Genomic DNA, 21260 nt, shown 5'->3' with positions numbered 1-21260 from the left:
CGAATTCAGGTGGGCAGCATGTCCTTCCACGTCCTGGGTGCTTTCGGGGCAACTAGGTCCGACTGCTGATACAGCTTGCCGTCCGGGCCGACATAACGACCGGTGCGCGGATCGTACTTTGCCACCACGACCGAGGGCGCGGGTTTAGATGCGTTGGCTCCGAACGAGCTTGGCGCAGCCTGGGGTCCTCCGCCGCCGGCTGTGTCTGCCGGTGCCGGATCGGAAGGAACGGGCGGGGCCGGCGGCGGTGCCGGCGCAGCGGGCGGTGCGGGAAGCTCTCCCGGTGAGGGGACGTCGAGTGGCGCGAAGGGCGGGAGCTCCGCCGACATTCTCGACATGGGCGCCAGCGCAGGGGGTCCGGATGACGGCATGGGCGGTACAGCGGCTCCCACCGTGCCCGGTAGGGGATTTTCTCCCCGGGGCCCCGCGGGCGCGCCGCGCGGCACCGCCCCGGGCGGCAGCGGCGTTCCCTCGACCGGCCCGAAAATCCTGTCGTTGGTGGTGATTCGGTCATCGGGCGGGACGCCCTGGGCGAGCAGATTCGGATCCAGGGGGTAGGGGCCGAGGGTGTGCTGACGCATCGCCAGCGGCATGTACGGCTTGTCACTGTTGCAGATTTCGACGGTTGGCGCACGTTTACCCGGGTGACCCATGCACGGATAGTTGCGGGCGCCGCGAACGGCGATCGGTGAATCCTGCGGGAGTTTGCAGTACAACCCGTCCGGTGTGTCGATGTCGGACAGGTCGTCTGGGGACCGCCAGGTGTTGGGCGGCATGAAGCCGACGGTGCAAATGGGTGGGTCGTCGACCGTGGCCGCGAAGTCGCCGTATGCCCTGCCGTCGGGATGATTTTCACCCGCGGCCGCCTGCTCGACCGCGACACCCGACGGGAGCAAGACCAGTAGCTGCTCGATGGAGGGGTGGTAGGTGACGCCGATCTGGCCGATGGTGGTGAGGTTGGCAAGCAACACCGGCAGCGTCGGTTTGATTTGTTCGAGAAGCCGGGAAGCTTCGTTCGCAGTCTCCGGGCCCTTTTGCAGGATGGTGCGGAAGTGAGAATCGTTGGTCACCAGCGTATCCGAGATGCCCGCGAAGCTACGCGCCCACGTTCTTATCGAATCGGTGGTGCGCGCCTGGGTGTCCAGCAACGGCCCGGTGTCTTCGGTGAGGGCTCGGGTGCGATCGACCACGCCGTTGGCGTCGCGGGACAACGTCTGTGAGGAGTCGAGCAGTGACCCCAGGTCGTAACCGGCACCGTTGAAGCCCTGGAACGACTCGTCGAGTAATTGGCCGAGTTTGGTCTTCGGGATGCTTTGGACCAAGGCATTGACCTGCTCGAGCATGGGGGCAACCGGTTGCGGAATTGTCGTGTCGCGCATGGCGATAACCGAGCCGTCGTGCAGGTAGGGCGGCGAATCGTTTCTGGGCCGAAGGTCCACGTACTGTTCACCCACCGCCGAGACACTGAGCACCGCGGCGGTCAAGTCCGCGGGGACCTTGGGTGAAGTGCTAAGCGACAGCGTCGCTTTCGCACCGGTCGGCGTCAACCCCACGGCGGTGACCTTGCCGAGCTGAACTCCACGATAGGTCACGTTGGAGAACCGATACAGGCCGCCGGTGGCCGGCAGCTCCAGCGTCACCGTCATCCGGCCGATGCCCAGTAGCGTCGGCGCTTGGATGTAGAACAGGACCATCGCGATCACGCCGATGGTTCCGGCGATCGTGAAGATGGCCAGCTGGATCCGAACGAAGCGCGTCAGCATCTATCCACCGGCTCCCGTTCCGGGCGCCTCTGCGGGCGCCGGCGTCTGACCAGGACCCGCGTCGGGCGGCGTGGCCGCAGCCGGTGGGGGTCCGGGCAGCGGGACCGCACCAGGCGGGGGCCCCGGCAGCGGGGCCGCACTGGGCGGCGGCCCAGGCGGGGGTCCAAAATTCCCCGGTGGCGATCCCTGTCCCGGTACCGCACCCGGCGGTGGTGGGGGCAGTGGCAACGCGTTGGGATCGACCCACGGTGGCCTTAGCGGGTTATGCAGCGGATCGAGTGTGTAATTCATGCGATACGGGTCGCCGGGTACCGGTGGCACGGGCATATCCAGCTGTCCCCAGTGGGTTCCCAGGAACAAGCCCTTCTTGAGCCGGGGAATCGTGAGGTCGAAATCGAAATGCAGGTTGAAGAAGTCGCCTCGAACCGCTCGGTCGACAAAGTTCTGGGTGAACGGGAACACGAACGACGCCGCGATGGCCGCGCCGAACTCCGGTCCGACGTCGGCGAGCGCCTTGATGGTGGGCTCCAGGTTCTTGAGGTTCGTGACCAAGTCGGCCTGGGCATCGTTGACCAGCCGGGTGGCGGTGTTGCTGAACACGCGAAGGTGGTCCAGGGCGGTCGTCAGACGAGGCCGCTCCTTGATCAACACCTCGAGCGCCGGCGGTATCTTGCGCAGCGCATCGGTAAGAACGTCGCGTTGATCGGCGAAAGTGGCCGACAGCCGATTCAGCGCCTGGATGGAGGCGACGATGTCGTCGCGCTGGTCGTCCAAAGTCCCGACGAACGTGTCCAGGCGGGTAATCAAATCACGCACGGCGCCCTCGTGCCCGGACAGGGCGGCCGAGAAGTTGTGGATGACCTCCCCGATCTGTCCCAGTCCACCGCCGTTGACGACCGCGCCCAGCGACGACAGCGTCTGCTCGGTGGAGGGGTATGCCGATGACCGACTGAGCGGGATGGTGGCGCCCGGCTGCAGCCGTCCGCTTCCCTGCTGACCCGGCGGAGTATTGAGCTCCACATGCATCGAGCCCAGCAAGCTGGTCTGGCCGACGGTGGCGAACACGTTGGCCGGGACCACCACATCGCGCTTGACCGAGATCTCGACGTCCGCGTGCCAGCCTCGCACCCGCATCGCACCAACACTGCCGACGACGACGTCGTCGATCATCACCGGCGAATTCGATTCCATCGTACCGACATTCGGAAGCTCGACGTGGTAGATGTTGGCCCCCGGCCCGCGTCCGACCGCGCCGGGCAGCGGTAGGGAATTCAGGCCGTGGAATGCGCATCCCGTTGCCGTCACCACCACGCAACAGCCAGTGGCGAATACCCGCTTGGCCGCAACCCGCGCGCTCATTGTTGTGGCCCGTCTGCCGGCAACAGCATGCCCGAGGCGCTGGGCACCGGTGGTGGTGGCACCGGTGTCGACGGCGGCGGCGGCAGCGGCATCGCCGCGCCCGGTATCCGCTCCGGCGGCACCGCCCCCGGCGGACCCACCGGATCACCCGGCAGGCCGGTGTAGGCCGACACCGCGGGCGGCATCTCGGGAGGCCCGGGTTTGGGACCCTCGCCGCCGGGCGCCAGGCGCGGTTCGGTGTAGAGAACCTTCGAGGGGTCGACCGACTTGGCTATGAATGGGTCGAGGGGAATTGGGGAATTGTTGTAGTTGGTCTGCCGCAACCCGGGGCCGAGGAACAGTGAGCACAGCTTGCCCGATTCGACCGCGGTGATGTTCTCGATGGCGCCGATTTGCGTGCAGCCCGGCACGGACAGCAGAACCTGACCGCCCCATGTCGGATTCGCCATATTCATGAGCCCGAATCCGCCCACGATGGTTCCGGTGTCGGCGTTGTAGTCGTTGAAGAAGTTGCCGAACGCGTTCGGCGCCGCGTGCAGGATATTTTCCAGGGCCATGTGGTGATCGACCAGGTTCTGCGTGACATCGGCCAGCCTGGCGATTTGCTCGCTGGTTTGGTTGCGCGTCCCGGCGATGAATCGCTGCACCTCGCCGACCGCCGTCGACAGATCAGTCAAAGCCGCGTCCAGTTCGGATTTGCTGTCATTGACCACACTGGTGAGCGTGGCCAGTCGGTCATTGAACTGCACGAGCTGGACGTTGCTGTCGCGCAGCGCGCTGACAAACGTCTGCAGGTTTTTGATGATGTCGACGATGTTGCCGCTGCCGTTGGCGAGGATCCGGCCCACGCCGGACAATTGACCGAGTGTTTGCCGCAGCTTGTCGCCGTTGCCGTCCAGCGCGTTGGCGGCGCTGTCGATGAAGCGGCCCACCGACGTGCCCGATACCCCACTCTTGGGTCCCAAATCCGTTGCCAGCCGCATCAACTGGGTTTTGACCTCGTCCCACTCGACCGGCACCGCGGTCCGTTCGACGGGGATGACCGCCCCGTCACGCATGACCGGTCCGCTGTCGCGGTAGGCCGGTGTGAGCTGGACGTAGCGGGCGGCCACCAGATTCGGGGCGACGATAACCGCCTTGGCGTCCGCCGGAATGGGCACGTCGCGGTCGATCTTGAAGACCATCTTGGCCTGGGTGCCCTGCGGCTGAATGGATTTGATGCTGCCGACCTTGACACCCGAGACCCGCACCTCGTCGTGGGGATAGATCGCGGTGGCGGTGGTGAAGTAGGCGGTGATCGTCCGTGGCCCGAAGAACGTATTACGGACGACCATGGCGGCGCCCGCAACGGCCAGCCCGACCAGGACGACCGCCGTCACGGCCGCCAGCCGCTTGCGCGGAATCCGGGCGGTCATTGTGATCCCCCGATCCGTCCGCCCAGGGTGCAGCCAGGGCACTGTGGAATGGAGTTGTACGGCCAGGGGGTCAGCGCCCGAGGTACCGGTGACGGGAAGCCCGGACCCTTGGACGTATCGAAGGTGCGGAATCCCCAGAGGTAGTCGACCAACTCCTGAAAGAGTTGCGGGACAAGGAAGTTCGGGGCAAACGCCTGGTAGGCGTACATACCAGAGATGGCCTCACCGACCGTGATTTGGAATTTGGCCAGGCCCGGCAGCGCCTTGCCGATATTGTCGCGGTTCTTTTCGAGCACCCCGGTCACCCGATTCAGCCGCTCCAGCGTCGGTGCCAAGGTGCTTTCGTTTTCGTGCACCAACGTAGTCAGCTGTTTGGCCACTGTCGAGGTGTTGGCCAGCAGGTCCACGATTTCCTGCCGGCGTGCGACCAGCACTTGCAGCAGGGAATCGGAGTTGAGGATGAGCTTGTTGACCTGCATGCTGCGTTCGGAAAGTATCCCGGTGACATCACCAGCACTCTTGAACAACTCGCCCAGGTTCTTGTTGCGGCTGTTGAGGGTCCGCGATAACCGGGTGAGCGCGTCGAAGGCCGGACCCATCTGGGGTGCGATCTGGTCGAGCGTGGCCGCCAGCGTGTCCAACGACTGATTCAGCGCGGCGGTGTTGGTTCCAGCCGTGTCCGACGTCAAGTCGCTGACCGCTTCCGTCAGCGAGTACGGAGAAGAGGTGCGCGAGACGGGGATGAGAGCCATCGGGTGCATCGTGCCGGTGCCGGCAGACTCCACCGTCAGCATGCGCTCGCCGAGCAGCGTGCCGGTGCGGATGTGGGCGGAAGTCTCCGAACCGAGCAGGACGCTGCCCTTCATCGCGAACGTCACCAGAGCGTCGCCATGGCGCAGCTTCACATCCGACACCGTGCCGACTTTCATCCCCGACACGATTACCGGATTGCCCGTCGCAAGGCCGCCGGCTTCGGTGAACAGCGCCTGGTACCTGACCATCGTCGCCCATTGGATGAATCGGTCGGGTGACAGGCCGACCAGGATGACCATCACCGCCAGGATGACGCCGATGAAGCCAGGCTTGACGAGCTGAGCGCCGCGGTACTTGAGCATCAGGGTTCCGTGCACCTTCCTGCATCTGACCGATAGATATTGGCGCGCACTGTCTTACCGTTCAGATCCGTGCCGCGGAGTCCGAACTGGCAGAGGTAGTACGGGATGGTGGCGCCGTTCACGCCGAGCCGGACCAGCTTGCGGTAGTTCTTCGGCGCCTTCTGAAGTGCGGCGTCGAGGCGGTCCTTGTCGCCATCGAGTATGGGCGCGAGCCGATTCAGCTGAGCTATCGTGCCAGACAGCGGCGGGCGGGCCTCGGCAAGCAGATCCGCCAACGAAGCGGTTCCCTTATCTAGGGCGTCGATGGCGGACCCGATGGTGTCGCGGTCATTCGACAGGCCGCTGACAAGCCCCTCGAGCCGATCGATCGCGCCAGAGAACTGTTTGCCGTCCTTGGCAACCGTGCCGATCACGATGTTGAGGTTGTCGATCAGTTGCTGCACGGTTTGATCGTTGTCGGCCAACGCATTCGAGAACGACGTCGTCTTGGCGAACAGCGAGTCGAGCGTCCCGCCCTGGCCCTGGAAGACCTGTAACAATCCCGCGGTCAACGCGTTGACGTCACGCGCATTCAGACCTTGGGTGACGGGTTTCAGTCCGCCCAGCAGCAGATCGAGGTCGAGCGCGGGCGCCGTCCGGTTGACCGGGATCTGGCCGCCGGCCGGCAGGTGCTTGGGAGAGCCCGGACCATCGACCAGTTCGAGGTAGCGGTCGCCCACCAGGTTCAGGTAACGCACCGCCGCCCTGGTGCCCTCGGTGAGAACGACGCTGCGGTCGACGTCGAAATCCACCACCACTTTCTTGTCCGGCTGCAGCGAGACGCCGTTGACGGTGCCGACCCGGATACCGGCTACCCGCACCGACTGCCCCGTCTTCAGGCGCGACACGTCGGTGAACACCGCCGAATACCCGGTGGTCGCACCCGTCCGGTACTGGCCGAAGATGAAGAACAGGAAGGCGGTCAGCATCGACATCACAACCGTGAAGATCGCGAATTTGACCAGTGTTGCGCGCGTTCTCATCCCTGCTCGCCGATCTGCGCAGAGTTGCGCGGTGGGCCCGCGATCGGGCCGTACAACAGCTGTTTGAGGAGATCGGAGTTGATCAGCAGCTGCGGATTTCCGTACCCCACCGGGTCCGCGCCGATATCGGCGATCAATTGCGGTGGCGCCGTATTGAACGGCAGCGCCGGCAGACCCACGCAGCGCGGGCCGCCCGTCGCCGCAACCTTGGGCAGGTTCGTCGGATACCGATAACGCTCGGCGCCCCACGTGAGGCTCGCCGAGATGTTGATGCTCGGTTCCGACAACGGCGCCCCGTGCGATAGGCGTACGAGGCCGCCAAGAGCGCAGGTCAGTGCGGGGTTGTACTCATTCGTCAGATCGGTGGTTGGCACCAACAGATGCATGACGTCCGTCAGCGGTTGGCGGTTCGTCGACAAGACGTCGTTGCCGATGTCGGCCAAGCCGATCGCGCTGATCAGCAATGCATCCAGGTTGTGCTGTTCGTCGACAATCGTCTTGCTGATCCGAGTCGCGTTGGCCGCGGTCCTCACCAGGTCGGGCGCCGCGTCGGCATAGGCGTTGGATACCGCCGGTAAGACCGAGAAGTCATGACGGAACGCGGGCAGGCTCGGCTCCAGCTTGGCCAAAAACGAATCCAGGTCACTAAGGGATTGGCCAAGCTGTGGGCCGCGCCCGCTAAGCGCTTGGGCGAGGGCGCCCAGTGACTCGTTGAGCTTCGGCGGGTCGATGTGGCTGAGCACCGACACCAGTTGCTGGAACACGGTATTGATTTCGACCATGACATGCTGGCCTTGCAGCGTCTGGCCACCGTGCAGACGCTGGGCCGAGGGCTGGGCGGGCTCCACCAGCTGGACGGACTTCGCGCCGAATACCGTCGACGACGCGATGTCGACGAGCACGTTGCTGGGAATGAACCGCAATTGCGACGGGTCCATCGCCAGGTGAATGGCGGCCTCGCCGTTGGGCAGCGGCTCGATCGAGGCGACCTTGCCGACTTGCACCCCTCGCAGCTTCACCTTGGCGTCCGGGTTCATGACCAGGCCGGCGCGTTGCGAGACCACGGTCACCGGAACGGTTTCGGTGAAGGAGCCCTGAAACAGGCCGACCGCCACGGCGAAAATCAATCCGATGATGAGGACGGTGGCAAGCCCGAGCAGGGGCGGCAGGTAATTCCGCCCGGCCGGCGGCCGCGCATGGCCGGTACGCGGCGGTTGGCCCGCGACCGCGCCGCGACCCGCCGGAACACTCTGCGTCACTGCCCTACCACCTCCTGAAGCTAACCGGACAGGTTGAAGTTGCCGTTCGTACCGTAAATAGACAGCGAAACCAACAGCGTTACCGACACCACGACGATGAGCGAGGTGCGCACCGCGTTACCGGTCGCATTGCCCACGCCCGCAGGGCCCCCCGAAGCGAAGTAGCCGTAATAGGTGTGGATCAGCAGGATCGTGAGCGCCATCAAAATCGCCTGCAGGAACGACCACAAGAGGTCGATCGGGTTGAGGAACGTGTTGAAGTAGTGCTGGTACAAACCCTGCGACTGTCCGAGCAAGAACGTCGTCGTGAACTGACTGGCCACGAACGACAGGATCACGGCGATGCTGTACAACGGCGTGATCGCCAGCATTCCCGCCAGAATCCTGGTGCTCACCAAGTAGGCGACCGGCCGAATTGCCATGCTCTCCAACGCATCAACTTCCTCGTTGATCCGCATGGCACCCAGCTGGGCGGTCACCCCGGCGCCGAAGGTGGCCGCCAGGCCGATCCCGGCCACCACCGGTGCCGCGATGCGCACGTTGATGAACGCGGCGAGAAAGCCCGTCAGCGCCTCGATGCCGATATTCCCCAGCGACGTGTAGCCCTGAATCGCCAATGTGCCGCCCGCCGCCAGCGTCAGGAACCCGACGATCACCACGGTTCCGCCGATCATCGCCAAAGTGCCCGCACCCATGCTGATCTCGGCGACCAGACGAATGACTTCGCGCGTGTACCGGGTAGCCGCGAACGGCATTCCGGCGAGCGCCTTGCCGTAGAACAGGGTGTGGTCGCCGATCCGGCCCATCAAGGCGACCGGCCTCTCGAGTTGGCGGACCAGCCGCGGATATGTTGCCCTCAGCGCCATCGCCAGTGCCTACTTCGCCGTCATCTTGATGCCGATCGCGGTGACGACCACGTTGACGACAAACAGGGACATGAAGGCGTAGACCACGGTTTCGTTCACCGCGTTGCCGACGGCTTTGGCGCCCCCGCCGGTGATCGACAGGCCCCGATAGCAGGCCACCAAGCCGGCGATGAGGCCGAAAAGTGCCGCCTTGATGCACGAAATGATCACCTCGGGCACGCCAGTAAGCAGGGTGATACCCGCGGCGAACGCCCCGGGATTGACGTCTTGGACGAACACCGAAAAGACATAGCCGCCGAGCACGCCGATGATGACGACCAGGCTGTTGAGCAAGAACGCGACCAGACCGGAAGCCAACATGCGCGGTGTGACCAGCCGTTGCACCGGGTTGATGCCCAGCACCTCCATCGCGTCGATCTCTTCACGAATCGTCCGCGCGCCCAGGTCCGCACACATCGCTGTCGCCCCCGCGCCGGCAACGATCAGGACCGTGACCAGTGGCCCGAGCTGGGTCACCGCGCCGAACGCGGCGCCCGCGCCGGATAGATCCGCCGCACCCAGTTCGCGCAGGAGGATGTTGAGCGTGAAGCTGACGAGCACCGTAAAGGGGATTGCGACCAATAGCGTAGGAGCCAGCGACACCCGCGCGACGAACCAGGACTGCTCCAAGAACTCCCGCCACTGGAAGGGCCGGCGGAACAGATACTTGAAGGCGTCGGCCGACATGGCGAACAGGGCCCCGACGGCCTGCATCGACCCCGACATGTCCCACTTCAGTTTCAGCTGCGGCAATCCCGCTGACCAATGGTCGGCGCCCTTAGTTGCCATCGGCGCCAGCCCCTTCCAACGCTACGAGACTGACAGTCTTGTTGTGCCGCACGGACTGCGGTAGATTCAGCCGAACCGGCGATTCCATCGAGATGCCGCCGACCGCGAAACGCCCAGCAGACAGCCGAAATTCGGCCGGCGTGGTAGCGCTTCTGATCCTCACGCCGGTGCCTCCGTTCAGTCGCGTGAGTTGACGCTGCAAGGCAGAGTGCTCCGCGCCTTGAAGCGTTCGGCGATTATGACTCATGCCGAGTCCAGGTGGAGCAAAAAACGCTTAACCGTTATGCAACAGCCCGTAACCGCAAGCTCATGGCGCCGCGAGCGGGTCGCGGCAACAACGACGGCGGGCTGTAACACCAACATAGACAAGCAGCTCCAGTCTTAAGTGACGGCGCCGGCCGTCTTGAGCTCGATGATGCGATCCCAATCGAGGCCGAGTTCCAGCAGTATTTCGTCGGTCTGCTCAGCGAATCCGGGCGCGGGACCGGTTTGCGGCGCCGTGACATCGAACTGGACCGGGTTGGCCACCAGCTCCAGCTCGCCCGCGCGGACCAGGTATTCGTTGGCCCGGATTTGCGCGTCCTCGGCCGCCTGCAGCGTGTCCTGCACCGGGGCCCACGGTCCCGCCAGGGTGGCGAACCGGTCGCTCCACTCGGCAAGCGTGCGGGTCGCGATGACCTTGGTCAAAAGCTCAACCGCCTCCGCGGTGTTGGCGGCGATGTCCTCGATGGTCGCGAAGCGTGGGTCGTCGGCCAGCTCCGGCAGATCGACGTGCCGGCACACGTCCGCCCAAAACTTGGTGGGCTGCATCATCACGAAGGAGATGTAGCGCCCATCCGATGTCGGGTACAGGCCCACCAACGGATTGTTCGGTGCGCCGTGCACGCCGGGGGGCGGGGTCTCGAGTCGCTGCCCCAGATGGTTCGTCAGCGCGACCGTGTGCCCCATCGACCACAGACCGCTGCCGAGCAGCGACACATCGACAACGGACGGTTCACCCGTGCGTTCGCGCTTGAGCAATGCCGCCGCGATGCCCCCGGCAAGGTTGGTACCGGAGATGGTGTCGCCGTAGGCAGGTCCGGGCGGCGCGATCATCCCCGGCGTCCCGGCCGGGGTGATGGTCGCGGCGGTTCCGGCCCGGCACCAGAAGGCGGTCATGTCGTAGCCGCCCTTCTGCGACTCGGCGCCGCGCGGGCCGAGCGCGCTGCCCCGGGCGTAGACGATGTTCGGGTTGACCGTACGAATGTCGTCGACGTCGATGCCGAACTTCTTCCGGTGACCGGGAAGAAAGCTGGTGAGGAAAACGTCGGCTCGGCGGGCCAACTCGTAGAGCACTTCCTTGCCCTCGGGCACCGACATGTCCAGCCCGATGCTGCGCTTGCCGCGGTTCGCGTGCTCGATGTTGGGGTTGGGGTCCCCTTCCACGCGCAACATTCCGGTCTGCCGCAGGCCGCGTTGGGGGTCGCCGGTCACCGCGTGCTCGACCTTGACGACGTCTGCGCCCCACTCGGCGAGCACGGCGCCCGCCGACGGGACGAACCCGTACATGGCGACTTCCAGGACGCGGATGCCCTCGAGCGGCCTCACGCCGGTGCCCCCAGCGCCGGCACGGCATACGTCTTGCGCTCCAAGAACTCCTCGAGACCGGCCACCCCCATCTCCCGACCCACGCCCGACTGCTTGAAGCCGCCGAACGGGCTGTCCGCGCCGAAGTAGTTGCCGCCGTTGATCGAGAACGAGCCGGTCCGAATCCGGCGCGCCACCGCCAGCGCCCGGTCCTGGTCGCGGCTGAAGACGGCGCCCGCAAGGCCGTAGATCGAGTTGTTGGCGATGCGCACGGCGTCGTCGTCATCGTCGAAGGCGATCACCACCAGTACCGGCCCGAAGATCTCGTCCTGCGCGATCTCGCTGTCGGGATCGACGCCTACGAGCAGCGTGGGCGCATAGAAGTAGCCCGGATCCAACCGCTTGCCACCGGTGACCAGGGTTGCCCCCGCGGCGACGGCCCGCTGGACCATCCCGTCGACCTTGTCCCGCTGGCGCTCGTTGATCAGCGGCCCCATATAGGTCTTGGGATCGGCCGGGTCGCCGTGGCGGACCTTGGCGAAGTTCTGCGCGATCAGTTCGACGATCTCGTCGTGGTGCGACCGGGGCACCAACAGCCGCGAGGTCAACGCGCAGCCCTGGCCCGCATGGGTCACCATGCTGAACGCCGCGAACATAGCCGCCCCGGCGAAGTCGGCATCGTCGAGGACGATCGCCGCGGACTTGCCGCCCAACTCCAGGAACACGCGCTTGACCGTCTCGCTCGCGGCGGCCATGATCTTGCGCCCCACCGCCGTTGAACCGGTGAAGGTGACGACGTCGACGTCGGGACTGGTGGTCAAGGCCTCGCCCGCCTCGGAGCCCGAGGAGCTGAGCACGTTCACCACGCCGCCGGGGATGTCGGTGTGAGTGGCGATCAACTCGCCGAGCGCCAAGGTCACCAGCGGCGTGTCCGGTGCGCCCTTGAGCACCACAGTGCATCCGGCCGCCAGTGCGGGAGCCAGCTTCGCCAGCGCCAGCTGGTTCGGGTAGTTGTAGGCGATGATCGCGGCGACCACCCCCGCGGCCTCTTTCTCCACCCAGCGGTGATGGAGCATGCCGCGCGACTCTCTCTCGCCGAGGTCTTCGGAGAATTCATAGCGCCGAAGCAGGTCGGCGTAGAAGCGCACGATGCCGATGGGTTCGTCGAGCTGGGCGCCCTGTGTCAGCGCTCGGGTGGCGCCGACCTCGGCGATGGTCAGCTCACGCAACTCTTCGGCGTGGTCGATCAGCGCCTGATGCAGTTGCTCGAGACAGCGCACGCGCAACTCGACGTCGGTCGGCCAACCGGTGGTGTCGAACGCGCGCCGGGCCGCCGCGATCGCCGCTTCGGCCTCCGCGACGCCGGCGTCCGGGGCATGCCCGATCACCGCGCCGGTGGCGGGATTCCTGGACGGGAAGGTGCTGCCCGCCGTGACCAGTCGGCCACCGATCAGAAGTCGACGGTCGACGCGTGACTCGGGCGCGGCATCCGCGATGGTCGCTGCGGGTTCTGCCGTGTCCTGGGCAGGCATTCCAACCCCCTCGTGTGGTGACGGTCACGATAATTTCATTCTCTTCCCCGGCGAATCTTACATTCGCATCTCGATAATTCAACAAACTCTCAGGAATGCAACCGAGCCCCTGACCAGCGACGTAAGTGCCAGTGGGTTGCCGGGCCAGGCAGTTCAACGCAGGCCAAACAGTGTTTCCCAGGTTTGTTGCGACGCGCTTTGCCGTGAGAGTAAGGTTCTCATAATTGCAAGCGACATTCTTTGTGGCTGAGACGGTCACCTATCGATTAGAGGTCTCGACGTGAAGACTGCGGTGGTCACCGGCGGTGGATCCGGCATCGGGCTTGCCGTCGCGCAACGCCTGCGCGCCGACGGTCTGGACGTTGCGACCGTCGACCTGCGACCGTCCGACAGCGACCACTCGTTCACCGCCGATGTCACCGATCGAGCCCAGGTGGACGCGGCCTTCGCGGCGATCCGCGCCAAGCTGGGGCCGATCACTGTTCTGGTCAACGCCGCTGGCCTGGACGGATTCAAGCGTTTCAACAACATCACGTTCGACGACTGGCAGCGCGTGATCGACGTCAACCTCAACGGCGTTTTCCACACCATTCAGGCGGTGCTGCCCGACATGGTCGAGGCGAAGTGGGGCCGCATCGTCAACATCTCCTCGTCGAGCACACATTCGGGCGCGCCGTACATGAGTCACTACGTGGCAGCCAAGTCCGCGGTGAACGGACTCACGAAATCGCTCGCCCTCGAGTACGGTCCCAGCGGCATCACGGTGAACGCCGTGCCCCCGGGTTTCATCGACACCCCGATGCTGCGCGCAGCCGCGGAGAAAGGGTTCCTGGGCGACATCGATGAGACCATCGCGCGGACCCCGGTGCGCCGCATGGGCAAGCCGGAAGACATCGCCGCGGCATGCGCCTTCTTGGTCTCTGAGGAAGCGGGCTACATCACCGGCCAGATCTTGGGCGTCAACGGCGGACGAAACACCTGAGCGGCGACAACAGTGATTCACCCGCAACGAACAACCGCAAGGAGACACCGTGAAGGTCTGGGTTGATTCAGAACGCTGCCAGGGCCACACCCTGTGCTCGATGATCGCGCCGGAGTCGTTTCAGCTCAGTGACATCGACGGCAGTTCGTCGGCAGTCAACGAAGTGGTACCCGCCGATCAGCAGGACCAGGTCCGCGAAGCCGCGCAATCGTGCCCCGAGCAGGCCATCATGATCACCGACGACGCCTGAGCCCGGTGCTGACCGACGAAACAGGTAGGGAGACTACAGACTTGAGTGCAGACGACGTGGTCAGCGACGGCGACCGCAAGAAAAACCAGTTCCATTTCGATCGGCATTCCCCGGAATACCGGTCGCAGTTCAAGGCGATCACCAAAGAGATGCATGCCAAGTGCCCCATCGCATGGAGCGAAACGTATGGCGGCCACTGGGTGGCGGCCGGCAGTCACGAGGTATTCGAGCTGGCCCGCTGTCCCGCCGTCTCCAACGATCACGACATCCACGGGGAACGCCGTGGCTACAAAGGAATTTCGATTCCCACCGCCAGCCGAGTCAGCGCCGTGCGCGGCGGCATCCTGGAGATGGACGACCCCGAGCACCGCACCTACCGCAATGTGCTCAACCCCTACCTGTCACCGGCCGCGGTCAAGCGCTGGGAACCGTTCATCGACGACGTCACGCGCGCCTGCCTCGACGAGAAGATCGAGACGGGCAATATCGACTTCGTCGACGACCTGGCCAACATCGTCCCGGCCGTCCTCACGCTCGCGATGCTGGGCATCCCGCTGAAGAAGTGGAACCTATACAGCGAGCCGGTCCACGCCGCCGTGTACACCCCGGAGCATTCGCCGGACATCGAGCGGGTGACCGAGATGCACCGGCAGATGGGGCTCGACATGGTCAACAACATGATCGAGATCCGCGAAAATCCCCGCCCCGGAATTGTCAACGCCCTGCTGCAGATGCGCATCGACGGCGAGCCGGCTCCCGATCTGGAAATCCTGGGCAACCTCGGTTTGGTCATCGGCGGTGGCTTCGACACCACGACCGCTTTGACCGCCCACTCGCTGGAGTGGCTTTCCGAGCACCCCGAACAACGACAGTTGCTCAGTGACCAGCGCAAGACGCTGCTGGACTCCGCGACCGAAGAATTCCTGCGCTACTTCACCCCGGCGCCGGGTGACGGCAGGACCTTCTCCGACGACGTCGAGCTCGACGGCACGCACTTCAAAGAGGGTGAGCGGCTGTGGATTTCGTGGGCCATGGCCAACCGCGACCCGTCGGTGTTCCACGAACCGGACGACATCGTGCTCGACCGCAAAGGTAACCGGCACTTCAGCTTTGGTCTCGGTGTGCACCGCTGCATCGGCTCCAACGTGGCGCGCACCGTGTTCAAGTCCATGCTCACCGCGGTCCTCGACCGGATGCCCGACTACCGCTGCGACCCGGAGGGCACCGTGCACTACGAGACCATCGGCGTGATCCAGGGCATGCGCAAACTGCCGGCCACCTTCACCCCCGGCCGCAAGGTCGGAGCCGGACTGGACGAGACGCTGGCAAAGCTGCAACGCATCTGTGACGAGCAAGAACTCGCGCGGCCGATCACCGAGCGCAAGGAAGCCGCCGTCATCGACTAGAAGGCCTGGACAAAACGGTCGTTGACTCCCGCAATTTTTCCGAGTAGGCCTGTTCAGCGTGACAGCGCCTTATATTCAGGCCAGCACCTGCGCAGGAAGGGAGACGCAACGGTGAAGACTTTCGCAGTGAGCGTTGCGTTCGCCATGGCCGCGCTGACTGTCGTGCCGAGCGCCCACGCTGACATGATCTATTCCAACTACAGGGTGGACACGAACCGGGACTCCGGCCACAGCTGGATCTGGTCGATCAATCCGTGCACCCACCCAGCGCCGGGATGCCTCTCTGTTTACGCAACTCCGCAGCCCAACGGGCAAGCGGCGCCCTGGCGGGCAGACGCACACCTATCCGATGGCCGATACACCTTGACCGTTGATGATCCCTTCGGTGTGCGCTGCGTGGTCCAGTTCTTTCCCTCGCATGACGTCTACTCGTGGGATGCGGTGACGCTGGCGGGTCAGGTCGACTCGACGTTCGACACCGGTTGCGGCGGCGGGCCGGGGGGCTCCAACAGTTGGCCGTTCTCGCTCGTGCGATGGTAGCCGCGTGAGGGGTATGGGAGTCGGTCCATCATGAGGGCGACGGGCAGTGAGCACGATGGCTGAGGCGAAGGAACCGCAAGATTCGGCCACCGCGAAAACCGACGTGATGGCGTTGCTCGAGGAAGCCGAGGCGGAAGCCGCCGAAGCCGAAGCGTTGGCGGCCGCAGCGCGCGCACGCGCCCGTGCCGCCCGGCTCCGGCGTGAGGCTCTGGCCCAAGCCGAGGCGGAGGCCACGACCGAGGCCGCCGAAGGAGGCTCAGACGCCGGCGAGAAGGCGGCCGCCGCCACCGAGCCGGAGAGCGTCGAGCCGGAGAGCGCCGAAGCGGAGAGCGCCGAAGCGGAGAGCGCCGAAGCGGAGACCCACAGCGTCGTCGATGACGATGCAACCGACGAAGATTCGACAGAGGCCGACGAAGCCTCCGACAAAGCCGACGAAGGGGCGGAAGCGGAAGGCACGCGGGTTCGCACGCGGAGACGTCTGCGGTTGCCGTCGTGGTCGGTGGCGTGGAAGGCGTCCGCCATCGTCCTCATCTGTGCTTTCGTCGCGGCCAGCGGATACATGATGTGGAACCGCCATGAAACCGTCGAACGCAACCAGCGCGCCGCGAACTTCGTCGCGGGGGCCCGGCAGGGTGTCGTCAACCTGATCTCCATGGACTTCAACAAGGCCAACGAGGACGTCCAGCGGGTCATCGACAGCTCGACCGGCCAGTTCCACGACGACTTTCAGGCGCGTGCAAAAGATTTCACGACCGTCGTCGAACAGTCCAAAGTGGTCACCCAAGGAACCGTGAATGCGGCAGCCGTGCAAGCCATAAACGGGGACTTCGCGCTGGTGCTCGTCGCAGCCACATCGCATGTCACCAACGCCGCCGGCGCCAAAGACGCGCCCCGCAATTGGCGGCTCAAGGTGACCGTCAAAGACGACGGCGGCCAATACAAAATGTCGAACGTGGAGTTCATTCCATGAGCCAGGACGAGCCCAGCACCGGCACCGCCGACGACTCCGCCGAACAAACCGACCGCAATGAAAGTGGCGCTGCAGGCGGCCGACGCAGGGTGAAAGTCTTTCCCGTGGTCCTGGTGGTGCTGCTGCTGCTTTCCGGCGGCGCGGCGACGTGGCTGTACTTCAAGCAGTACCGCCCGGATAAGCAGACCGACACCAGCGTCGCGAACACGGTCGCCAAGGCGGCCTCCGACGGAACGGTGGCGTTGCTGTCCTATTCGCCCGAGTCGCTCGACAAAGACTTTGCCAACGCCAAGACTCACCTCTCCGGCGACTTTTTGTCGTACTACAACCAGTTCACCGAACAAATCGTGGCTCCGGCAGCCAAACAGAAGGCACTGAAGACCAACGCCCGGGTGCTGGGGGCCGCAGTACAGGAATTACATCCGGATTCGGCGGTCGTGCTCGTTTTGGTCGATCAGAGCACCACCAGCAAGGACAACCCCGACCCCGCGATGGCCTCCAGCAGCGTGTTGGTCAGCCTGTCTCGAGTCAACCAGGCCTGGCTGATCACCAAGTTCGACCCCGTCTAGCAGTCCGGCGAACAGGATTCCGCCGGTAAGGCGACTCGCTACGATTCGCTAGCCCCGCGGGAGGCCGAGCACCCGCTGCGCGATGATATTGCGTTGGATTTCCGACGTGCCTCCGGCGATCGTCCCGGAGAAGCTGCGGGCGTAACGCTCAAACCAGCTGGCGAAGTAGTGGTCCAAGTTCATGTGCGCGTACGGTCCGGTCAGCCCGGGATGCACAAGCCCGTCGGATCCCGCCGACGTCAGCGCCAGCTCCATGCCACGCAGCTCGGCCTCCGAGCCGAGCAGCTTGAGCACGGAGATCGCGGCCACGTCGTCTTCGCCGCGCGCCGCACGGGCCAGGGCCACCGAACCCAACAGGCGCAACGCCTGCTTGTCCATGATCGTGCTGGCGTACTGGTCGCGCTCGACGTCGTTGCCGGGATGGAAGTCGTCGATCATGTTCTCGAGTCGATCGGCGAAACCCAGCCACATCATGGTCCGCTCGTGCCCCAGCGATCCGTTGGCCACCCGCCATCCCTGGTCGAGCTCACCGACCAGGTTTTCCGCCGGCACCCGCACGTCGGTGAAGAACACCTCGTTGAAGTCCAGGTCGTCGGCACCGCAGATAGACGGGAACGGCCGGCGCACCAGCCCCGGGGTGTCGGTGGGGATGATCAGCGCGCTGATTCCCTTGTGTTTCGGCGCATCCGGGTTGGTGCGCACGAAGGTCAGCAGGACGTCGGCGTCGTGGGCGCCCGAGGTCCACACCTTCTGCCCGTTGACCACGAAGTGATCCCCGTCGAGCACCGCGCGGGTGCGCAACGACGCCAGGTCGGAGCCCGCGCTGGGTTCGCTCATCCCGAGCGACGCGGTGATCTCGGCCCGCAGGATCGGCACCGCCCAGCGCCGCTTCTGCTCGTCGCTGCCGAACGACAACAGCGACGCCGCAACGATGTTCACGCCCTGCGGGTTGAAGCTGTGGTAGATGCGACGGCGGCTGAGTTCCTCGAGGTAGACGAACTGCTGGATGACCGTAGCGTTGCGCCCACCGAACTCCGGCGGCTGGCTGGGCAACAGCCACCCGTTGTCGAACAGCAGCCGCTGCCAGTCGCGCGCCCACTGCGGCATGTGCGAAACCGACCTGGGCCGCTCGAGTGTTTCGCTTGCGACAGGCAGGTTCTCGTCGAGGAAGACGGAGAACTCGGCGCGGAACTCCTCGACGTCGGCATCAAAAGTCAGCTGCACGGTACTCCTCCGCGATCCGCGCCCGGTGCTCGGCGGCGCCGCCGAGCATCAGCTCACCCGCCTTGGCCCGTTTCAGCGCGAACTGTAGATCGTTCTCCCACGTGAATCCCATTGCGCCGTGGAGCTGTAGGCCGTGCCGGAACACCAGCGACTGGCACTCCCCCGCCGATGCCTTGGCCATCGCCGCCGCCAGCCGACGCCGGGGATCGTCGGCGGCGATTGTCAGCGCCGCGAAGTACGCCAGCGCCCGGGCGCGTTCCACCGCGACGTGCATGTCGGCGGCCTTGTGCTGGACGGCCTGGAACGAGCCGATCGGCACCCCGAATTGCTGCCGGCTCCCGACATGTTCGAGCACCAGGTCGAGGATGCGCTGGCATGCGCCCACCATGGTGATCGCCATGCCCGTCAGGGCGATCTGGTGCGCGCGTTCGGAGTCGACGGCGAGCCGAGCGGTGTCCGGCACGCGGACTTCGTTGAACGACAGGTCGGCGACGTGCAGGACAGGGTCGAAGACCGCGGCGCGCCGCGCCGACACCTGGTTCGCCCAGATGATGAACACCCCGGCGTCGGTGACCACCGCCAGGCGGTCGACACGGTCGCCGTCGAGCACATGGCGGGCCGTGCCGTCCAACACCCAGCCCTCGGCGTCGCGGTGCGCCGCCACCCCGGCGTGGACGGCGGTGCCCGACTCGTGGGGGTCGAACTGTTCGGCCGCCAACGGTGCGTACTGGCTCATCGTCGCCAGAAAGGGGGTGGGATCGGTCGCCCGCCCCAGTTCTTCGAGCACGATGGCCAGCTCGACGGCGCTCTCGGGATCGCTCAACTCGGTCCAGCCCTGATCCACGTAGGACTTCCACAATGGGGTGGGGTCGACGCCGTCCTCGGCCACGCTGCGCACCAGCGAGGGCGGACATTGCTTGCCGACGGCGTCGCGAACGGTCTTCTGCCACAGCCGTTGATCGGCATCGAACTCCAACAGCATGAAGGCCGCCTCCTGTCACCACCGTCGCTGCGAGAATATCATTCTCGCACGCGGAAGTAATAATCTCGGAAATGGGTTATGAGCTGACCACGGAGGGCTCGCGGGGATCCCCGACTGAAAACCGTGCCCAGGGGAGGCGATGCGAGACTGCGCTCAGACGATGCTCCCACGACGAAGGAGAAGACCATTGGATCGCGAAACTTACCGGCGGGGGCTACAAATCCGCTCCGAGGTGCTGGGCGAGGAGTACGTCAACCACGCCCTGGCCGACGCGGACGACTTCACCAAGCCTCTGCAGGACCTTGTCACCGAGTACTGCTGGGGCGCGGTGTGGGGCCGTGAGGAACTGCCCCGCAAGACGCGCAGCATGCTCAACCTGGCGATGATCTCGGTGCTGAATCGGCCCAACGAATTGCGCACGCATGTCAAGGCGGCGTTGACCAACGGCGTCACCCGCGACGAGATGCGCGAGATCTTTTTGCAGGTCGCCATCTACGCGGGCGTGCCGGCCGCGGTGGACAGCTTCCGCATCGCGCGCGAGGCGTTCGCCGATCTCGAGCGGGACTAGGAGTTCGTCATGGAGGTCGGATTCATCGGCCTGGGAAACATGGGTCTTCCCATGGCGCGCCGCCTGATTCAGCACGGCCACGACGTCATCGCCTTCGATACGCGCAGCACCGCGCTCGAGCGCATCGTGGCCTCGGGGGCACGCGCCGCGTCGTCGCCGAAGGAGGTCGCCGACGGCGCCGAGACCGTCCTGGCCAGCCTCCCGACGCCGATCGCCTCGCTGGAGGTGGCAACGAGCGTGGCCGCGGGCGCGCGGATCAAGCGCTATGTCGACCTGTCCACGGTGGGCAGCGCAACGGCGACGCAGATCCATCAGCGGCTCGCCGAACGAGGCATCGCGGCGATCGACAGCCCGGTCAGCGGCGGCGTGGGTGGGGCCGAGAAGGGTGCGCTCGCGGTCATGGTGTCGGGTCCGCGGGCTGCATACGAGGCCATCCGGCCCGCGCTCGAGGCGATCGGCCGGCCCATCTATGTCGGGGCCAAACCCGGCTCGGCACAAACGATGAAGCTCGCCAACAACATCCTGGCGGCCAACGTGCTTGCCGCCACCGCGGAGGTCGTCGTGATGGGCGTCAAGGCCGGCCTCGATCCCGCCGTGATGATCGAAGTGCTCAACGCCGGCTCGGGCGCGACGAGCGCGAGCCGGGACAAGTTCCCCCGCGCGATCCTCCCGCGGACGTTCGATTACGGGTTCGCCACCGGCCTGATGGTCAAAGACGTGCGGTTGTATCTCGACGAGGCGCAAGAGCTCGGCGTGCCCACGGAGGTCGCCGCAGCGATCGGTCGACTGTGGGAGACCACCGCGCAGGACCAGGGACCCGATTCGGACTTTACGACGGTGATCAGACCGCTGGAGAAGGCCGCCGGGGTGACCGTGGGCCCGTCCCCCGCCTAGCCGCGCATTCCTGGCGGCCCGGGGGTGGATGCCACCCATCAACCGATCGGAGAATGGTATTATCCGGAATTAAGAACCATACTTGCACGAAGCGCCCGAAACCGCCCGTTACCAGCGACAATGAATAAACGAAACGCTTACCGGAAACCC

The 21260-nt window shown here is 65.3% G+C and carries 20 protein-coding genes; 8 read left to right on the top strand and 12 right to left on the bottom strand.

Annotated features, from left to right (window positions below; all coding sequences use genetic code 11):
• Positions 1–5 precede the first annotated feature (5 nt).
• The 10 genes from ACEL92_RS04620 to ACEL92_RS04575 form a co-directional block, all read right to left on the bottom strand.
• The gene (locus ACEL92_RS04620; RefSeq protein ID WP_374024463.1) at positions 6–1763 is read right to left on the bottom strand and encodes an MCE family protein; all 1758 of its coding nucleotides are present in this window, start codon (positions 1761–1763) and stop codon (positions 6–8) included.
• Complete coding sequence (locus tag ACEL92_RS04615) at positions 1764–3122, bottom strand: MCE family protein (protein ID WP_374024462.1); 1359 nt, start codon at positions 3120–3122, stop codon at positions 1764–1766.
• Positions 3119–4537, bottom strand: a complete 1419-nt coding sequence (locus tag ACEL92_RS04610) for an MCE family protein (RefSeq protein ID WP_374024461.1) — start codon at positions 4535–4537, stop codon at positions 3119–3121. Before ACEL92_RS04610 ends, ACEL92_RS04615 begins: the two co-directional genes overlap by 4 nt.
• Complete coding sequence (locus ACEL92_RS04605) at positions 4534–5652, bottom strand: MCE family protein (RefSeq protein ID WP_374024460.1); 1119 nt, start codon at positions 5650–5652, stop codon at positions 4534–4536. The genes ACEL92_RS04610 and ACEL92_RS04605 overlap by 4 nt, the downstream gene beginning before the upstream one ends.
• On the bottom strand, positions 5652–6674 hold the full coding sequence (locus tag ACEL92_RS04600) for an MCE family protein (protein WP_374024459.1): 1023 nt from the start codon (positions 6672–6674) through the stop codon (positions 5652–5654). The genes ACEL92_RS04605 and ACEL92_RS04600 overlap by 1 nt, the downstream gene beginning before the upstream one ends.
• Positions 6671–7933, bottom strand: a complete 1263-nt coding sequence (locus ACEL92_RS04595) for an MCE family protein (protein ID WP_374024458.1) — start codon at positions 7931–7933, stop codon at positions 6671–6673. Before ACEL92_RS04595 ends, ACEL92_RS04600 begins: the two co-directional genes overlap by 4 nt.
• Before the next feature lie 20 nt (positions 7934–7953).
• Positions 7954–8799 (bottom strand): ABC transporter permease, encoded by an 846-nt coding sequence (locus ACEL92_RS04590; protein WP_374024457.1) that lies wholly within the window; start codon positions 8797–8799, stop codon positions 7954–7956.
• A gap of 9 nt (positions 8800–8808) precedes the next feature.
• Complete coding sequence (locus ACEL92_RS04585) at positions 8809–9627, bottom strand: MlaE family ABC transporter permease (RefSeq protein WP_374024456.1); 819 nt, start codon at positions 9625–9627, stop codon at positions 8809–8811.
• Positions 9628–10008: 381 nt separating this feature from the next.
• The gene (locus ACEL92_RS04580) at positions 10009–11214 is read right to left on the bottom strand and encodes a CaiB/BaiF CoA transferase family protein (RefSeq protein ID WP_374024455.1); all 1206 of its coding nucleotides are present in this window, start codon (positions 11212–11214) and stop codon (positions 10009–10011) included.
• Positions 11211–12725, bottom strand: coding sequence for an aldehyde dehydrogenase family protein (locus tag ACEL92_RS04575; protein WP_374024454.1), 1515 nt, complete (start codon positions 12723–12725; stop codon positions 11211–11213). The genes ACEL92_RS04580 and ACEL92_RS04575 overlap by 4 nt, the downstream gene beginning before the upstream one ends.
• Before the next feature lie 280 nt (positions 12726–13005).
• Here ACEL92_RS04575 and ACEL92_RS04570 point away from each other — a divergent pair, with 280 nt between their 5' ends.
• The 6 genes from ACEL92_RS04570 to ACEL92_RS04545 all read left to right on the top strand — a co-directional run bounded on the left by ACEL92_RS04570 (position 13006) and on the right by ACEL92_RS04545 (position 17442).
• Entirely contained in the window at positions 13006–13707 is a 702-nt protein-coding gene (locus ACEL92_RS04570) for an SDR family NAD(P)-dependent oxidoreductase (RefSeq protein WP_374024453.1), read from the top strand.
• A 49-nt stretch (positions 13708–13756) separates the two neighbouring features.
• Positions 13757–13957 (top strand): ferredoxin, encoded by a 201-nt coding sequence (locus ACEL92_RS04565; RefSeq protein WP_374024452.1) that lies wholly within the window; start codon positions 13757–13759, stop codon positions 13955–13957.
• A 41-nt stretch (positions 13958–13998) separates the two neighbouring features.
• Positions 13999–15363, top strand: coding sequence for a cytochrome P450 (locus ACEL92_RS04560; RefSeq protein WP_374024451.1), 1365 nt, complete (start codon positions 13999–14001; stop codon positions 15361–15363).
• A 144-nt stretch (positions 15364–15507) separates the two neighbouring features.
• Complete coding sequence (locus ACEL92_RS04555) at positions 15508–15903, top strand: hypothetical protein (protein ID WP_374026076.1); 396 nt, start codon at positions 15508–15510, stop codon at positions 15901–15903.
• Positions 15904–15958: 55 nt separating this feature from the next.
• Positions 15959–16873, top strand: a complete 915-nt coding sequence (locus tag ACEL92_RS04550) for a hypothetical protein (RefSeq protein ID WP_374024450.1) — start codon at positions 15959–15961, stop codon at positions 16871–16873.
• Positions 16870–17442, top strand: coding sequence for a hypothetical protein (locus ACEL92_RS04545; RefSeq protein ID WP_374024449.1), 573 nt, complete (start codon positions 16870–16872; stop codon positions 17440–17442). Before ACEL92_RS04550 ends, ACEL92_RS04545 begins: the two co-directional genes overlap by 4 nt.
• 48 nt (positions 17443–17490) lie before the next feature.
• Here ACEL92_RS04545 and ACEL92_RS04540 read toward each other — a convergent pair whose 3' ends face one another.
• Positions 17491–18666: an acyl-CoA dehydrogenase family protein gene (locus tag ACEL92_RS04540; protein ID WP_374024448.1), complete on the bottom strand. Its 1176-nt coding sequence runs from the start codon at positions 18664–18666 to the stop codon at positions 17491–17493.
• The gene (locus ACEL92_RS04535; protein WP_374024446.1) at positions 18650–19648 is read right to left on the bottom strand and encodes an acyl-CoA dehydrogenase family protein; all 999 of its coding nucleotides are present in this window, start codon (positions 19646–19648) and stop codon (positions 18650–18652) included. The genes ACEL92_RS04540 and ACEL92_RS04535 overlap by 17 nt, the downstream gene beginning before the upstream one ends.
• Positions 19649–19835: 187 nt before the next feature.
• Between ACEL92_RS04535 and ACEL92_RS04530 the strand changes: the two genes are divergently transcribed.
• Together ACEL92_RS04530 and ACEL92_RS04525 are read left to right on the top strand one after the other, a co-directional pair.
• A complete protein-coding gene (locus ACEL92_RS04530) occupies positions 19836–20216 on the top strand; it encodes a carboxymuconolactone decarboxylase family protein (protein WP_374024444.1) in 381 nt (126 codons plus the stop codon).
• Between the two features lie 9 nt (positions 20217–20225).
• Positions 20226–21110, top strand: a complete 885-nt coding sequence (locus ACEL92_RS04525) for an NAD(P)-dependent oxidoreductase (protein WP_374024443.1) — start codon at positions 20226–20228, stop codon at positions 21108–21110.
• Positions 21111–21260 lie beyond the last annotated feature (150 nt).

The sequence above is a fragment of the Mycobacterium hainanense genome, from assembly GCF_041890355.1.
Taxonomy (GTDB): Bacteria; Actinomycetota; Actinomycetes; order Mycobacteriales; family Mycobacteriaceae; genus Mycobacterium; species Mycobacterium hainanense.
The sequence above is the reverse complement of the archived record's forward strand: the minus strand, read 5'-3'. Positions and strand labels throughout refer to the sequence as shown.

What these genes read in the sequence shown, in the direction of transcription:
- ACEL92_RS04620 (WP_374024463.1), bottom strand. Translation starts at nt 1,763, where the DNA reads ATGCTGACGCGCTTCGTTCGGATCCAGCTGGCCATCTTCACGATCGCC.
- ACEL92_RS04615 (WP_374024462.1), bottom strand. Translation starts at nt 3,122, where the DNA reads ATGAGCGCGCGGGTTGCGGCCAAGCGGGTATTCGCCACTGGCTGTTGC.
- ACEL92_RS04610 (WP_374024461.1), bottom strand. Translation starts at nt 4,537, where the DNA reads ATGACCGCCCGGATTCCGCGCAAGCGGCTGGCGGCCGTGACGGCGGTC.
- ACEL92_RS04605 (WP_374024460.1), bottom strand. Translation starts at nt 5,652, where the DNA reads ATGCTCAAGTACCGCGGCGCTCAGCTCGTCAAGCCTGGCTTCATCGGC.
- ACEL92_RS04600 (WP_374024459.1), bottom strand. Translation starts at nt 6,674, where the DNA reads ATGAGAACGCGCGCAACACTGGTCAAATTCGCGATCTTCACGGTTGTG.
- ACEL92_RS04590 (WP_374024457.1), bottom strand. Translation starts at nt 8,799, where the DNA reads ATGGCGCTGAGGGCAACATATCCGCGGCTGGTCCGCCAACTCGAGAGG.
- ACEL92_RS04585 (WP_374024456.1), bottom strand. Translation starts at nt 9,627, where the DNA reads ATGGCAACTAAGGGCGCCGACCATTGGTCAGCGGGATTGCCGCAGCTG.
- ACEL92_RS04575 (WP_374024454.1), bottom strand. Translation starts at nt 12,725, where the DNA reads ATGCCTGCCCAGGACACGGCAGAACCCGCAGCGACCATCGCGGATGCC.
- ACEL92_RS04555 (WP_374026076.1), top strand. Translation starts at nt 15,508, where the DNA reads ATGGCCGCGCTGACTGTCGTGCCGAGCGCCCACGCTGACATGATCTAT.
- ACEL92_RS04550 (WP_374024450.1), top strand. Translation starts at nt 15,959, where the DNA reads ATGGCTGAGGCGAAGGAACCGCAAGATTCGGCCACCGCGAAAACCGAC.
- ACEL92_RS04545 (WP_374024449.1), top strand. Translation starts at nt 16,870, where the DNA reads ATGAGCCAGGACGAGCCCAGCACCGGCACCGCCGACGACTCCGCCGAA.
- ACEL92_RS04535 (WP_374024446.1), bottom strand. Translation starts at nt 19,648, where the DNA reads ATGCTGTTGGAGTTCGATGCCGATCAACGGCTGTGGCAGAAGACCGTT.
- ACEL92_RS04525 (WP_374024443.1), top strand. Translation starts at nt 20,226, where the DNA reads ATGGAGGTCGGATTCATCGGCCTGGGAAACATGGGTCTTCCCATGGCG.